Origin of the sequence: Actinomadura harenae (assembly GCF_003696215.1) — a bacterium.
GTDB classification, from domain to species: domain Bacteria; phylum Actinomycetota; class Actinomycetes; order Streptosporangiales; family Streptosporangiaceae; genus Spirillospora; species Spirillospora harenae.
The window spans coordinates 14,172-27,495 of the sequence record NZ_RFFG01000029.1 but is presented as its reverse complement, the minus strand read 5'-3'; the positions used below and the strand labels follow the sequence as shown (position 1 = coordinate 27,495).

14 protein-coding genes are annotated in these 13,324 nt (G+C 71.6%); 4 read left to right on the top strand and 10 right to left on the bottom strand.

Going from position 1 to position 13,324, the window contains the following annotated elements:
- The first annotated feature begins 26 nt into the window (after nt 1-26).
- Complete coding sequence (locus tag EBO15_RS17915) at nt 27-1,115, top strand: ABC transporter permease (protein ID WP_122195545.1); 1,089 nt, start codon at nt 27-29, stop codon at nt 1,113-1,115.
- Nucleotides 1,112-1,822 (top strand): ABC transporter ATP-binding protein, encoded by a 711-nt coding sequence (locus EBO15_RS17910; RefSeq protein ID WP_122195544.1) that lies wholly within the window; start codon nt 1,112-1,114, stop codon nt 1,820-1,822. The genes EBO15_RS17915 and EBO15_RS17910 overlap by 4 nt, the downstream gene beginning before the upstream one ends.
- A 90-nt stretch (nt 1,823-1,912) precedes the next feature.
- On the opposite strand, the gene EBO15_RS17905 is transcribed toward EBO15_RS17910, so the two are convergent.
- Nucleotides 1,913-2,461, bottom strand: coding sequence for a hypothetical protein (locus EBO15_RS17905; protein ID WP_122195543.1), 549 nt, complete (start codon nt 2,459-2,461; stop codon nt 1,913-1,915).
- 26 nt (nt 2,462-2,487) lie between these two features.
- Nucleotides 2,488-3,096, bottom strand: a complete 609-nt coding sequence (locus tag EBO15_RS17900; protein WP_122195542.1) for an NADPH-dependent F420 reductase — start codon at nt 3,094-3,096, stop codon at nt 2,488-2,490.
- A 90-nt stretch (nt 3,097-3,186) separates the two neighbouring features.
- Between EBO15_RS17900 and EBO15_RS17895 the strand changes: the two genes are divergently transcribed.
- Nucleotides 3,187-3,540 carry a winged helix-turn-helix transcriptional regulator gene (locus EBO15_RS17895; RefSeq protein WP_233616273.1) on the top strand — a complete coding sequence of 118 codons (354 nt, stop codon included), beginning with the start codon at nt 3,187-3,189 and terminating at the stop codon, nt 3,538-3,540.
- A gap of 68 nt (nt 3,541-3,608) precedes the next feature.
- Nucleotides 3,609-4,127 carry a pyridoxamine 5'-phosphate oxidase family protein gene (locus tag EBO15_RS46820; RefSeq protein ID WP_122195541.1) on the top strand — a complete coding sequence of 173 codons (519 nt, stop codon included), beginning with the start codon at nt 3,609-3,611 and terminating at the stop codon, nt 4,125-4,127.
- A gap of 819 nt (nt 4,128-4,946) precedes the next feature.
- Here the strand turns inward: EBO15_RS46820 and ctaD are convergent.
- The 8 genes from ctaD to EBO15_RS17845 form a co-directional block, all read right to left on the bottom strand.
- Nucleotides 4,947-6,602 (bottom strand): aa3-type cytochrome oxidase subunit I, encoded by a 1,656-nt coding sequence (ctaD, locus tag EBO15_RS17880; protein ID WP_122195600.1) that lies wholly within the window; start codon nt 6,600-6,602, stop codon nt 4,947-4,949.
- 276 nt (nt 6,603-6,878) lie between these two features.
- Nucleotides 6,879-7,490 carry a hypothetical protein gene (locus tag EBO15_RS17875; RefSeq protein ID WP_122195539.1) on the bottom strand — a complete coding sequence of 204 codons (612 nt, stop codon included), beginning with the start codon at nt 7,488-7,490 and terminating at the stop codon, nt 6,879-6,881.
- 80 nt (nt 7,491-7,570) lie between these two features.
- Nucleotides 7,571-8,239: a response regulator transcription factor gene (locus tag EBO15_RS17870; protein ID WP_122195538.1), complete on the bottom strand. Its 669-nt coding sequence runs from the start codon at nt 8,237-8,239 to the stop codon at nt 7,571-7,573.
- 37 nt (nt 8,240-8,276) lie between these two features.
- A complete protein-coding gene (locus EBO15_RS17865; RefSeq protein WP_199744621.1) occupies nt 8,277-9,455 on the bottom strand; it encodes a sensor histidine kinase in 1,179 nt (392 codons plus the stop codon).
- 127 nt (nt 9,456-9,582) lie between these two features.
- A complete protein-coding gene (locus tag EBO15_RS17860) occupies nt 9,583-10,353 on the bottom strand; it encodes an ABC-2 transporter permease (RefSeq protein ID WP_122195536.1) in 771 nt (256 codons plus the stop codon).
- Nucleotides 10,350-11,294, bottom strand: coding sequence for an ABC transporter ATP-binding protein (locus EBO15_RS17855; protein WP_122195535.1), 945 nt, complete (start codon nt 11,292-11,294; stop codon nt 10,350-10,352). The genes EBO15_RS17860 and EBO15_RS17855 overlap by 4 nt, the downstream gene beginning before the upstream one ends.
- Nucleotides 11,295-11,386: 92 nt before the next feature.
- The gene (locus tag EBO15_RS17850; protein WP_378238883.1) at nt 11,387-12,040 is read right to left on the bottom strand and encodes a response regulator transcription factor; all 654 of its coding nucleotides are present in this window, start codon (nt 12,038-12,040) and stop codon (nt 11,387-11,389) included.
- 19 nt (nt 12,041-12,059) lie between these two features.
- On the bottom strand, nt 12,060-13,244 hold the full coding sequence (locus EBO15_RS17845) for a sensor histidine kinase (protein WP_122195533.1): 1,185 nt from the start codon (nt 13,242-13,244) through the stop codon (nt 12,060-12,062).
- Between the last annotated feature and the right edge of the window lie 80 nt (nt 13,245-13,324).

The following is a 13,324-nucleotide window of genomic DNA, read 5'->3' as shown; positions in this document are numbered from 1 at the left end:
CACTCGATCCGAAGGAAGGCCACAGCGTGTTCGTCGCCTGGAGAGATCTCCGGTTCGCCAAGGGCCGGTTCGCGTTGATCGGCTCCGTCATCGTCCTCATCACGCTCCTGGTGGGCCTGCTGTCGGGCCTGACCGCGGGGCTCGGCGACCAGAACATCTCGGCGATCACCGGCCTGCCCGCCGACAAGATCGCCTTCAGCGCGCCCGGCGGGGGCGAGAGCCTGTCCTACACCAACTCCACCGTCACCGAGGCGCAGTGGCGCCGGTGGGCCGGCACCCCGGGTGTCACCAGCGCCGAACCGCTGGGCATCACCACGACCAAGGCGACCGCCGGCGGCAAGAGCGCCGCGGTGTCGGCCTTCGGCGTCACCCCCGGATCGGCGCTCGCCCCCGGCGGCGGCACGATCGACGACCACTCGGTGGTGGTGTCGACCCGCGCCGCCGACGAGCTGGCCGTCCAGCCCGGGCAGACCGTCACCCTGGCCGGGCAGCGCCTGAAGGTCGCGGCCGTCCGCGGGGACGCCTCGTTCAGCCACACCCCCGTCATCTGGACCAGCCTGCCGGTCTGGCAGAAGACCGCGCCGCCCGCCGGGGCCGGGCAGGGCCCGACCGCGACGGTCATCGCCCTGAAGACCACCGGCGACGTCGACGTGGCCGCCGCCGACCGCGCCGCGGGCACCAAGACGCTCTCGCGCGACGGCTCGGTCTCGGCGATCGGCTCCTACACCTCGGAGAACGGTTCGCTGCAGCTGATGCGCGGATTCCTGTTCGCCATCTCCGCGCTGGTGATCGGCGCCTTCTTCACCGTCTGGACCATCCAGCGCAGCGGCGACATCGCGGTGCTGAAGGCCCTGGGCGCCTCCACGGGCGGCCTCCTGCGCGACGCCCTGGGGCAGGCCGCCATCCTGCTGGTGGGCGGAACCCTGCTGGGCACCGGCATCGCCGCCGCCCTCGGGGCGCTGGTCGCGGGCGGCTCCGTGCCGTTCCTGCTCAGCCCCGTCACCCTCCTCTTCCCCGCGGGCGTGATGATCCTGCTCGGCATGCTCGGCGCCGCGCTGTCCATCCGCCGCATCACCTCCGTCGACCCGCTGACCGCACTGGGGAGCGCCCGATGAGCCTCAACCTGACCGACGTCACCCTCACCTACCCTGACGGACGCTCCCGCCTGACCGCCCTCGACGACGTGTCGCTGGACGTGCCCAAGGGCACCCTCACCGCGGTGGTCGGACCGTCCGGATCGGGCAAGTCCAGCCTCCTGGCGGTCGCGGCCACGCTCATCACCCCCGACGCCGGAACCGTCACCGTCGAAGGGACCGACACCACCGGCATGAGCCGCGGCGACCTCGCCCGGCTGCGCCGCCACAAGATCGGCATCGTGTTCCAGCAGCCCAACCTGCTGGCCTCGCTCACCGCCGTCGAGCAACTGCAGGTCATGGCGCAGATCGACGGCCGCCGCCCGGTCCGCGTCCGTGACCGGGCCCGGGAGCTGCTGGACGCCGTCGGCCTGGCGGGCGAGGCCGACCGGCGTCCCCACCAGCTGTCCGGCGGGCAGCGCCAGCGCGTCAACATCGCCCGCGCCCTGATGAACGATCCCACCGTGCTGCTGATCGACGAACCCACCAGCGCGCTCGACCACGAGCGCGGCGCGGCGATCATCGACCTGGTCACCGCCCTCACCCACCAGAAGGCCACCGCCACCGTCCTGGTCACGCACGACCGGACGCACCTCACCGCCGTCGACCAGATCGTCGAAGTCCAGGACGGCCGCCTGCGCCCGACCACGCCCGCTCCCCGACGCACGGACGCCACCTCCGCAGCCTGACAGCCCGCCGCCGCCACGCCCTGACCTGCGGGCATCCGCCCCGGCGACCAGTGACCGGCACACGTCGCCGGCGGCGGACGCCGCCCGCGGTCAGAGGTCGAAGCCGAGAGTGAAGACCCGCTCGATCCAGGCTTGGGTCGCCTCGTGGTCGTCGCGGGGTGGTGGGAGGTCACCGGGTCGCGGGTCGGCGCGGCGCCGCGCGGCGTCCTCCGAGCGGTCGCGTGCGGTGGTCAGGCGGCCGTCCTCGAAGGCCAGCTCCCACACCTCCTCGAACTTCCACGCGCTCGGATATCCCATGGGGACGTACAGCCCGAAGTCGAATTCGTCGCCGAGCAGCAGCCGTCCGGTGAAGGGCACCGGTGCGTGAAGGCCCTCGTAGCGGGGGCCGTGGATCCCCTCGAAGGGTTCGACTCCGAACAGCGCCGGTGCCTCGCTCTTCGTGCCCATTTCCAAGCCGGTCAGGACGAGCGCGCCGTCCGCCACCGCGTACTCGCAGAGGAAGCCGCGGTAGCAGCCGGTCGACATCCAGGCGGGCTTCAGGCCGTGGGCGGGCGGGTCGAACAGCCCGCCGCCCTCTTTCCCCGTCAGGGAGTACGCCCGGTCGCGGTAGTGAACCGTGTCGGGGAGCTGCACCGTCATGCCCGCCCACCGTAGTCGGCGAAGGGTCAGGCAGCGGGAACCGCGGCGGACGGATCATGTCCGGCAAAGGCCATTCCGATGATGAATCCGGCGACCTCCTCCGACTGCCGGGCCCGGTCCAGCCCGCCGAGGACGACCGGCTCCCCGCCCAGGTCCCGGGCGAGGTCACCGACCGTCTCGAGCGCGCCCGGGTCGTCCCCGCACATCAGGACGATTGGCGCACGGCCTTCGGACGGCTGCGTCCACCGCATGAACGGGAACGTGTGGAACGCCTTCACGACGTGCGCGCCGGGCGCGGCCTGCGCGATCCGTCCCGCCATCGACTCGCCGGGCCCGATGACCAGCGTGCCGACCCCGTGCTCCACCGCATTGGTCGCGTCGATGAGGGCCGTCCCGTCCGGGACGTCCGCCAGGGCGACCATGTGCTCGGCCGCGTCCCACGGGACGACGACCAGCACCGCATCGCGTCCGACGGCGACCTCCTCCAGAGGCACCGCGCCCGCGCCCGACTCGTCCGCGAGCGCCTGCGCCTTGCCCGGCGACCGGCCCGCGATCGCCACGTCGTGTCCCGCCCGGACCCAGGCCGTCCCGAGCGCCTTCGCCATGTGGCCCGTCCCGATGATCCCGATGCGCATCTCTCAGCCTTCCCTCGCTGGTCGGAGGGGCCAACGTAGGCATTCCGAAACGCACCGTCCGGTACGTTTCGAATCGGGGACCATGGATCCGTGACGGATGACCTGATCGTCGACTGCCGGCTCCGCGCGGGCCTGGAACTCCTCGCGCACACCTGGGACCCGCTCATCATCGTCGCGCTGCGCGACGAGCCGCTGCGCCGCCGCGTCCTGAAGGACGCCATCGGCGGCGTCAGCGACAAGGTGCTGACCGAATCCCTCAACCGGCTGCTCGCGAACGGCCTGGTCACCCGGCGCTCGTTCGCCGAGGCCCCGCCCCGCGTCGACTACGGGCTCACCCCGCTCGGCCGCACCCTCCTGGACGGCCCGCTCCGCTCTCTCGGACACTGGCTCGACGGACACGCCGACGAACTCCTCGCAGCTCAGGAGGCCGCCGAGGCAGGATGAGGGGCGACCGCCGCTGAGCTCAGGCCCACCCGGTGGTCACTCCTGAACCGACGACGAGGGGGAAGACCATGCTGCCGGAGCCCGTCGAAGCGACCGACCTCAACATCTACGGTGACGCGAAACTGCCCTGGAACCGGGTCTCCGCGGCCCTCGACGCCGGCCTTCCGATGATGGAGACCCCGGTCTTCCTCGGAACCGTCGGCCCGTCCGGCCGTCCGCACTCGGCGGGCATCGGCGCCGCCGAGTCCGAAGGCCACCTCTACTTCACCAGCGGCCCCGAGTCCCGCAAGTCGCGGCGCCTCGCGGCCAACCCCGCCTGCACGATCTCCATGCGGCTGCCGGGCGTCGACCTCGTCCTCGAAGGCGACGCCGTCCGCACCACCGACCACGCCGAGATCGCCCGCGTCGCCGACATCTACGCCGCCGGCGGCTGGCCCGCCGAGCGGGACGGCGACGCCATCACCGCCCCCTACAGCGCCCAGAGCGCGGGCCCGGCCCCCTGGCACCTCTACCGCTTCACCACCCACGCCGCCGTAGGCGTGGCCCTGGCCACCCCCTTCGGCGCCACCCGCTGGCGCTTCGCGTAACAGCTCCGAGGTCCTCGTTGCCGCTCCGTCAGCCCATTCAGGTAGCGGGAAGGCATATGGCGTAAACGCTGTAGGAACCCGTGGTGCTAACCGGATTGACGAACGACACGGTCCACGTGTTCGCGGCTGACGGGAAGGACGCGTACTGCTGGATGGTGAGGTTGTTGCCTCCCAGGGGCGTCACCAGCCCACCACCCGTGATGAAGGTTCCCGGCGGGCAGGTCGCGGTTCCCGTGTTGAGCTGGGACACCAGTGTGTGGGTCTCCTGGAGGATCTCTGGCGGCAGCGTCGGTCCGGCCGGTCCTCTCGGCCCCTCTGGTCCTGTCGGCCCCTGTGGCCCCGTCGGCCCTTCTGGCCCTGTCGCTCCCTCCGGTCCTGTTGCTCCTGTTGGTCCTTCTGGCCCTGTCGGCCCTTCTGGCCCCGTCGGCCCTTCCGGTCCTGTCGCTCCCGTCGGTCCTTCCGGTCCCGTCGGTCCTTCCGGTCCCGTTGGTCCTTCCGGTCCTGTGGGGCCAGCCGGTCCTTCCGGTCCCGCGGCTCCAGGGGCCCCGGGAGGACCAGGAGGGCCGGGGGGCCCGGGACGACCGTGCTTTCTCGGCGGGCACTTGACCGGGCAGGGCCACTTTGCCTTGCCGTCACCGCTGTCGGCCGCCGCCTGGCCGGTCGCTGCAAGCCCGGTCAGCAGCACCGCTGCCAGCCCCGGCAGGGCGGCACGCCGCAGAAGGATTGTGCATTTCTCTCTCATTCTGTCTCCCTTGACTCATCGTGAAAGGGACTCACGGGCCGGCTAAGCCCATTGATGCCGGACCAGTGCGCGCGCCCCTACGTCTCGACTTGCTTGGACGGGGCACCCAGATAGGGATGGTGCAGGTCGAACGCGGGTCGCTCCGACCTGATCTGCGGGATCGAAAGGAAATTGTGGCGAGGGGGTGGGCATGAAGTGGCCCACTCCAGGGAGTTTCCCCAACCCCAGGGGTCGTCGACCTTGACCCGATCGCCCTTCCTCCACGTGATGTACACGTTGTAGAAGAACGGCAGCATGGACGCGCCGAGGATGAACGAGAAGATCGAGGACACCTCGTTCAGCCCGGTGAACTCGCTCGCGTAGTCGGCGTACCGGCGCGGCATGCCCGCCGCGCCCAGCCAGTGCTGGACAAGGAACGTGCCGTGGAAGCCGATGAACAGCAGCCAGAAGTGGATCTTGCCGAGCCGCTCGTTGAGCATCGTGCCGGTGAACTTCGGCCACCAGAAGTAGAAGCCGGCGAACATCGCGAACACGACGGTGCCGAAGACGGTGTAGTGGAAGTGCGCCACCACGAAGTAGGAGTCCGACAGCTGGAAGTCCATCGGCGGGGACGCCAGGATGACGCCGGTCAGGCCACCGAAGAGGAAGGTGACCAGGAAGCCGATCGACCAGAGCATCGGCGTCTCGAACGTGAGTTGCCCTCGCCAGATCGTTCCGATCCAGTTGAAGAACTTCACGCCTGTCGGGACGGCGATGAGGAACGTCATGAACGAGAAGAACGGCAGCAATACCTGGCCGGTCACGAACATGTGGTGCGCCCACACGGCCATCGACAGGCCCGCGATCGAGATGGTGGCGAAGATGAGGCCGATGTAGCCGAACAACGGCTTGCGGCTGAACACCGGCAGGATCTCGGTCACGATGCCGAAGAAGGGCAACGCGATGATGTACACCTCTGGGTGTCCGAAGAACCAGAAGAGGTGTTGCCACAACAACGCGCCGCCGGTCGCGGCGTCGTACACGTGCGCGCCGAACTTGCGGTCGGCCTCCAAAGCCAGCAGCGCCGCGGCGAGAATCGGGAACGCCAGCAGCACCAGGACCGAGGTCAGCAGGACGTTCCACACGAAGATCGGCATCCGGAACATGGTCATGCCCGGAGCGCGCATGCACAGGATCGTGGTGATGAAGTTGACCGCGCCCATGATCGTGCCGAAGCCCGACATGGCGAGGCCCATCACCCACATGTCGCCACCGACGTTCGGCGAGCGCACGGCGTCCGTGAGCGGGGAGTAGCCGGTCCAGCCGAACGGCGCCGCGCCGCCCGGGGTCAGGAAGGCCGCCACGACGATCAGGCTGCCGAACAGGTACAGCCAGTAGGCCAGCATGTTCACGCGCGGGAACGCGACGTCGGGCGCGCCTATCTGCAGCGGCATGATCACGTTCGTGAAGCCCGCGAAGAGCGGGGTCGCGAACATCAGCAGCATGATCGTGCCGTGGATCGTGAACGCCTGGTTGAACCGCTCGTTGCTGAAGATCTGGAGGCCGGGCCTGAGGAGTTCGGCCCGGATCAGCAAGGCCAGGACGCCGCCGAACAGGAAGAAGGCGAAGGAGGTGATCAGGTAGAGGTACCCGATCTTCTTGTGGTCGGTCGTGGACAGCCAGTCGGCGACCAGTCTTCCCTTGCTCGTTCGGTATACGGGAACGGCAGCCTGGGCGGGTTCCGCAGTCCTCATGTCCATCCGTCGGGTTCGGCGAAGTCGTCAACCGGCATCTGAGTGCGCCGGGCGGCCGTGCCCCGCACCTTCGCCGCCCGTCCCGCGCATCTCGTGAAGGATGTACCAGCGGCGGGAGAGAAACCAACGCCCCGAAGAGTAAATGATCACGCCGAATTCAGCATGAACAGGCATGGTGGCATGTCACGCGATTCGGTGCGGAATCCCGCCGACCGGACCGGCCCTCGGTCCGTCCCCGGCCCAGAGGGCCCCAACGCCCGTGATGTTGCGGTGGGATCAAGAGTGTTCTGTTCGGACGGCTGCCGGTGTCGTCGTTCTGGCTGGTGTGTTCCTCAGGGTCTGGACGGCGAGGTGGGTGAAGGGGAGGAGCAGGATGAGGTCGGCCATGTGGGCGATGGTGGCCTCGCGGGGGATTCTGCTCAGGGGGAAGATGATGCCGCCGGCCACGATGAGGGCGCCCGTGGGAAGTGGGACGTATTTGATACGGGTGAGGACGGCGCCGAGTGCGATCAGGCTCATGGGGAACAGAGGACCTCCCATCCACAGGGTGATGAACGCCGCGGCGGGGTGTTGCCCTATGAGGTCGACGGTGTGGTCGTGGCTTACTCCGAAGAGTTCCTCGTACATGCCCTGGAGGCCGAAGGAGGCGCCGCCGACACAGCCGTACACCGCCAGGGGGAAGGCGATCGCCGCATAGCGGGGGACGCGTTTCTCGATGTCGTGGAAGATGTACGCCAGGCCGACGATCCAGCAGGGGGTCGAGAGCACGATGAGCGTGCCGGTGCTGATTCCCTGGCGGTCCGCCTGCCAGAAGAACGTCGAAATGGCTTGGAGGACCGGGGCGAGAATCAGGCAGCTCCCGGCGATGAATCCCTTGTTCGCAACCATGTGCAGGACGGTACGGAAAGGCGCGCCGGATTCCGTCGGCCCCGGGGACGCTTCGTTCTGCGATGTTCGCGGTAGGGGCGCTACTCCGTGCGCGGTAGCCCGGCCAGGCCCGACCGGTAGGCGATGACGACGAGATGGGCCCGGTCGCGGGCGCCGAGTTTCGTCATCGCCCGGTTGACGTGGGTCTTCGCGGTCATCGGACGCATGGCCAGCCGGTCCGCGATGTCCTGGTTCGTCAGGCCCTCCGCGACGAGGGCCACGACCTCCCGCTCCCGGACGGTGAGTGTGCCGAGCCTCTCGGGCTCGACCGGCGTCCGGCCCGTCCGGCCCACGAACGCCGAGATCAGGCGTCTGGTCACGCGGGGGGACAGGAGCGCGTCGCCCGCCATCACCGTCCGGACGGCCTGTCGCAGCCCGTCCGGATCGATGTCCTTGAGGAGGAAGCCGCTCGCGCCCGCGTGCAGGGCGCCGAACACGTACTCGTCGTCGTCGAACGTAGTCAGGACCACGACCCTCGTCGCCGCGAGCCGCTCGTCCGCGAGGACGGCGCGGGTGGCGGCCAGGCCGTCGGTGCCGGGCATCCGGACGTCCATGAGGACGACGTCGGGCCGGTGCTCGCGGGCCAGCGCGATCGCCTCGTCCCCGTCCGCGGCCTCGCCGACGACCTCGATGTCGTCCGCGCGTTCGAGCAGCACCCGGAACCCGGCCCGCACCAGCGTCTGGTCGTCGGCCAGCAGCACCCGGATCATGTCGTTCCTCCGTGGGACGGCCACGCGCTCACCCGGATCATGGCATCTCTCCGACGGGCAGCCAGGCGCGTACCCGGAATCCCCCCTCGGGGGCCGCCGCGGCCTCGATGTGCCCGCCGAGCCCGGCGGCGCGTTCGGCCATGCCTCGCAGCCCGTGCCCGCCGGACGTGCCGTGCCCGCCGGACGTGTCGTGCCGGGCGCCGTGCCCGTCGTCCCGGACCTCGAGATCAAGACCGCCGCCACGGTACCGGACGACGACCTCGACCGTCCCGGGATCTCCATGCCGCAGGGCGTTGGCCAGCGCCTCCTGGACGATCCGGTACGCCGTCAGGCCGACGAGCCGCGGCACCGGCCGGGCCTCGCCCTCCGTCCGCACCTCGATGCGAGGCCCGGCGTCCCCGTAGGTGCGGACGAGGCGCCCCAGGTCGTCGATCCCAGGAGCGGGGGCCGTGTCGTCGGCGTCGTCGTCGCGCAGCACCCGGACGGCCACCCTGAGCTCTCCGAGGGCCTCGGCCGTCGCGCGCCGAACGGCCAGCAGCGCCTCCCGCGCGCGCGGGGGATCGTCGTCGAGCAGCTCCGCCGCGACACTCGACTGCACTCCGATCACCGCGATCGTGTGCGCGGACACGTCATGCAGTTCGCGGGCGATCCAGATGCGCTCCTGGGCGAGGCGTTGGGCGGTCTCCTGCTCACGGCGCTCCGCGAGTGCCGCGATGCGCCCCTCGAACTCCACCCGGCGCGCGCGCCTGCTCCGGACGGCGTCCCCGAGCAGCAGCATCGCCACGAACACCACGGTCGACCCGTCCAGGACGGAGTCGAACAGGCCCGCCGAGGTGTGGCGCATCCGTCCCGCCAGGTCCGACACGATGAGCTGCCCGGCCAGGACGAGCCCGATCCGGCGCCGCCGCGCGACCGCCACCGAGTACAGCGCCACCCACACCGCGACCGCGGGCGCCCCGCCCGGATAGTCGAGGACGTGGTACACCACCCACAGGGCCGACACGGACGCCAGGACGGGCGCGGGCCACCGGCGGCGTCCGGCCAGGCACGCGGCCATCACGCCCCCGATCGCGAACGCCCACCCGTCCGCGGGGCGGCCGCCCGCCTCCACCGTGCCCGTGGCGATCCGGTACAGGTTCCCCGACGCCGCGACCAGGCAGATCGCGGCGTCCACGGCCCAGGGCGCCCACCCGAGGTCGTCTCGTCGGCGGCGCACCAGACTGTGCCGAATCGCTCCGAATCGCCCGTCCATCCTGAGCAGAGTCGCACACGCCCGCCGAGGACGGCGCGAAACGCGGAGGGGCCGCCTTCGAGTGAGAAAGGCGGCCCCTCCGTGCTTCGTGCTACTTCACCTCGCGCCTCATGAGGCGGTAGGCGCCGATCACCAGCGGGACGACCATCCAGACGGCGACGGCCGTGCCCGCGCGCGCCCACTCGACCCCGGAGGCCGGGGTGTCGCCGGTGAGCGGCTCGAAGGCGCGGTTCGTGTCCAGCCACGCGGACGCGCTGCGCAGGGCCTTCACCATCGAGCCGACCGTCGTCCAGACCGTCGGGAGGACGAAGTACAGGACGATCGCGACCGGCGTGTTCATCAGCAGCGCGCCGAAGGCGACGCCGATCAGCACCGTCGCGATCTCCACCAGCAGCATCGAGGCGACCGCGCGGACCGGCAGGTCCCAGTCGCCCGACGACACCCCGAGGACGCCGCCGAGCGCCCGGCCGAGGACGCCCAGGGCCAGGCCGAGCAGCACGAACCCGGTCGCGAGGACGACCGCCGCGAGCAGCTTGGCCGTCAGGACCCGGAGCCGCTGCGGGACGAGCGCGAACGTCGTCAGCGCCGTCCGCTGCGACCACTCGCCGGTGACCGCGAGGATCCCGACGACCGGAAGCAGCAGGCCCACCCCGATCTGCGACAGCGCGAACAACTGGCCCGCCGACTGCTCGTCGGCCGGTCGCACGGACATGAACACCACGACCGTCGCGACCGCGACCAGCGCGATGATCGCCAGGAGCCAGCGCCCCGCGCGGGTGTCGGTCATCTTGCGGAGCTCGACCAGCGCGAGCCGCGTGAGCGGCGGGCGCGCCGGGGCCTGCGCGAGGTCCAGCACGGTCATCGGAGGGCCTCCTGCGGAACGGACGGGGTCGTCGCCGGGCCGGTCTGCCGGCCGGTGAGGGTGAGGAAGAGCTCCTCCAGGCCGCCCCCGCTGGCCTGGCGAAGTTCCAGCAGGACGACACCGGACGCGGCCGCGGCCCGTCCGACGGCCTCGCCCTGGGCCTCCACGACGAACGCCTCCCCGCCGCCGTCGGCGGGCGGCTCGCGGCGGACGACCGGCAGGCCCGCGCCGACCAGCGCGCTGTACAGCGCGGCCGGGTCCAGCGCGCGGACGAACGTCCGGCCGGACGGCGCGAGCAGCTTGGACTTGGTGCCGCTCGCGACGACGCGTCCGCCCGCGATGACGACGAGCGTGTCGGCGACCGCCTCCACCTCGTGCAGCAGGTGCGACGACAGCAGCACCGCGCCGCCCCGGTCGGCGAAGTCGCGCAGCAGCGTGCGCATCCAGTAGATGCCCTCGGGGTCCAGGCCGTTGGCGGGCTCGTCCAGCACCAGCACGGACGGGTCGCCGATCAGCGCCTGCGCGATCCCGAGCCGCTGCCGCATGCCGAGCGAGTAGTCGCCGACCCGGCGGCCCGCGGCCTTCCCGGCCAGTCCGACCGTGTCGAGCATCTCGTCCGCGCGCGCCGCCGGGACGCCGAGGATCCGCGCGGTCAGGGCGAGGGTCTCCCGCCCGGTCCGGCCCGCGTGCTGCGCCGACGCGTCCAGCAGCACGCCGACGTGGCGGCCGGGGTTCGGCAGGGAGGTGAACGGCACCCCGAGCACCGTCGCCGTCCCGGACGTCGCGGGCGTCAGCCCGCAGAGCATCCTCATCGTGGTGGACTTTCCCGCGCCGTTCGGCCCGAGGAAGCCCGTCACGGTGCCCGGGCGGCACACGAAACTCACGTCCTCGACGACCGTGGCCGGGCCGTAGCGCTTGGTCAGTCGCTCGACTTCGATCATGCCCCCAGCCTCGCCTTCCGCCCGGGATCTCCGAAACGTCCGAAAGTCGGCGGATGATCGACCGAGGTCGATGGAAGCGGTCGGGGCGGCGGTCAGCCGTCGAGCGCGGCGTCGTGGACGAGCAGTGCGATCTGGACGCGGTTGTTGAGCTCCAGCTTCGCCAGCAGCCGCGACACGTACGCCTTCACCGTCGCGACGCTCAGCGACAGCTCACGGCCGATCTCGCTGTTGGTGAGGCCGCGCCCGACCCGGGTGGCGACGGCCAGCTCGCCCTCGCTGAGCCGGTCGAGCAGGCCCCGCGCCCGCACCTGCCGCGGGTCGACGCCCGCCTCGGCGACGTACCCCATCATCCGGCGAAGCACCGCGGGGGACAGCATCGGCTCCCCGGCCGCGACCTGCCGGATCGCCCGGATGATCTCCGGCGGCGGGGTGTGCTTCAGCAGGAAGCCGCTCGCGCCCGCGCGCATCGCCCGCAGGATGTGGTCGTCGGTGTCGAACGTGGTCAGGATGATGATCTCGGGCGGCTCGCGGCGGGACCGCAGCAGCTGGGTCGCGGCCAGGCCGTCCACGCGCGGCATGCGGATGTCCATCAGCACCACGTCCGGGTGGTGCGCGTTCACGGCCGCGACGACCTCCGCGCCGTCCGCGACGTCCGCGACGATCTCCAGGTCGTCCGCGCCCGCCAGCATCATCGTCAGCCCCGCACGGACGAGCGGGTCGTCGTCCACGATGAGCACCCGGATCACCTCAGCCACACCTTCCACCCTATGAGTCGCCCAGCGGTAGCCGCGCCACCAGCAGGAACGTGCCGTCGGGGGTGCGCCCGTGCGTCAGCGTCCCGCCGACGAGCGCGACCCGCTCGCCCAGCCCCAGCAGTCCGGCACCGGCCCCGGGCAGTCCCGCGACCGCCCGCCCGGCGTCCGCCGCCCCCGACCCCGGAGGCAGCGGATTCTCGATCATGACGATCAGCCGCCCGCCGTCCGCGAGCAGCCCCACCCGCACCCGTGCCCCGGGCGCGTGCTTCCGCGCGTTCGTCAGCCCCTCCTGGACGATCCGGTAGGCGTGCCGCCCGATCCGTCCGGGCACGCCTCCGTCCTCGCCGACCTGGTCGTCCAGGTCGACGCGGTCCCCGGTGGAGCGCGCCTCGGTGACCAGGGACGGGATGTCGGCGAGCGTCGGCTGCGGACGCTCCGGGGCGCCTTCCACGACCTCCGGGCCGGTGCGCAGGACGCCGATGACCTCGCGCAGGTCCTCCATCGCCTCGTACGCGCCGCGCCGGATGATCCCGGCGGCGTCCCGCTGCGCCCGCGGCGCGTCCGGGCCGAACTCCAGGGCCCCGGCGTGGACGGCGAGCAGCGAGATCCGGTGCGCCAGGACGTCGTGCATCTCGCGCGCGAGCCGCTCGCGCTCCAGCAGCCGCGCCTCCTCGACACGCAGCCGCTGCCCCTCCTCCGCCTGCCGGGCCCGCTCCCGCAGCGACTCGACCAGCAGCCGCCGCGACCGGACGAGCATCCCCGCCGTGACCAGGACGGCGTGCAGCAGCGTGAAGACGACCGCGCCCTCCAGGACGCCCTGCCGGGACGTGGACGCCAGCGTCATCAACCCGCACACGACGGCCGTCTCGGCCACCCCGATCGGCACCGCCACCCGCCACGGCCGCATCGCCGCGACGTTGAACACCGCGACCGCCGCCACCCCGTACGCGGCGGCCCCGAGGAACTGTGCCAGGATCAGGACGACCGCCAGCGGCACCGGACGCGTCCGCCGGAACAGCAGCACGGCCAGGCAGCACACCGCGCCGAGCACCAGCTCCCGGATCTGCGCGGGCCCGCTGTTCCGGCTCGGCTGGTCGATCTGGGACAGCCCGACGGTGACCAGCGCCAGCAGCGCCCCGAGCGCCGTGACGCCGACGTCCCCGGCCCACTTCCGGGCCGACCGTCCACCTCTCACGGGCCCGACGCTATCGACCCGCGTGACCTGCCCGAGCCCTCCAACGGTCGCCGGACCATCGACTTTGGTCTATCCCGGCC

Excerpts from the sequence above, each read along its gene's own strand:
- EBO15_RS46820 (WP_122195541.1), top strand. The coding sequence starts at position 3,609 with ATGCTGCCGGAGCCCGTCGAAGCGACCGACCTCAACATCTACGGTGAC.
- ctaD (WP_122195600.1), bottom strand. The coding sequence starts at position 6,602 with ATGAGGACTGCGGAACCCGCCCAGGCTGCCGTTCCCGTATACCGAACG.
- EBO15_RS17875 (WP_122195539.1), bottom strand. The coding sequence starts at position 7,490 with ATGGTTGCGAACAAGGGATTCATCGCCGGGAGCTGCCTGATTCTCGCC.
- EBO15_RS17870 (WP_122195538.1), bottom strand. The coding sequence starts at position 8,239 with ATGATCCGGGTGCTGCTGGCCGACGACCAGACGCTGGTGCGGGCCGGG.
- EBO15_RS17860 (WP_122195536.1), bottom strand. The coding sequence starts at position 10,353 with ATGACCGTGCTGGACCTCGCGCAGGCCCCGGCGCGCCCGCCGCTCACG.
- EBO15_RS17900 (WP_122195542.1), bottom strand. The coding sequence starts at position 3,096 with ATGCGCATCGGGATCATCGGGACGGGCCACATGGCGAAGGCGCTCGGG.
- EBO15_RS17910 (WP_122195544.1), top strand. The coding sequence starts at position 1,112 with ATGAGCCTCAACCTGACCGACGTCACCCTCACCTACCCTGACGGACGC.
- EBO15_RS17905 (WP_122195543.1), bottom strand. The coding sequence starts at position 2,461 with ATGACGGTGCAGCTCCCCGACACGGTTCACTACCGCGACCGGGCGTAC.
- EBO15_RS17855 (WP_122195535.1), bottom strand. The coding sequence starts at position 11,294 with ATGATCGAAGTCGAGCGACTGACCAAGCGCTACGGCCCGGCCACGGTC.